The following is a 693-nucleotide window of genomic DNA, read 5'->3' on the forward strand; positions in this document are numbered from 1 at the left end:
CACCCCGTTCACCGTGATGGTCACGCTGTCATCAAATTCCGTCAGCGTGGCACCCGACTTGCTGTCGTTGTCGATGGTCGCGCTCAGGGTGTAGCTGTAGTTCACCGTCCCGCCACTGGCATTCCCGCTGTAGCTCAGCAGGGTCAGGATTCCCTCGCCGGTGTTGACACTCTGGCTGCCGTTGAAGGCCTGCAGTTGCGCCAGGGTGTAGCTCGTGCCCCCTATCACCACGTTCAGGATGCCGTCCGAGGCCGATACCGTGAAGCTGCCTGTCACCGTTTCGGTGGTGGCCGCCGCATTGGAGCCGTTCGGATTGAGGCCCGACTCGTACACCAGGTGGTCCGGACCGGTCGCGGCCACGGTCACCACCGTCGAGCTGTCGTTCGCCCCCTTGACCGTGATGGTCAGCTTGGCGATGCTCTCGTCTCCGTCCGCGTCCTTCATGGTGTACCAGACGTCGTAGCTCTGGTTGAACGCCGCCGTCAGCGCCTGGGTGGCCGGGCGGCTGTTGTCCAGCACGTACGTCCAGCTCCCGTCGCCGTTCTGGACGAAGGTACCGTAGGTGCTCAGGGCTGTGACCGAGGCACTGTTGTTGTGCCCGGTGGCACTCCAGCCCACGAACGCGGCTGGCGTATCGGCACCGGAGGCGTCGTTGCTCAGCACGTTGCCGCCAAGGCTCCCTGCCAGGTCTTC

Annotated in this window: 1 protein-coding gene; it reads right to left on the minus strand. The window is 64.5% G+C overall.

Annotated elements, in window-relative coordinates:
• On the minus strand, positions 1-693 hold a 693-nt coding region (locus tag AC1IN8_RS21040), incomplete at both ends, for a VCBS domain-containing protein (protein ID WP_479760497.1).

The organism is Aeromonas sp. 130281, assembly GCF_056642115.1.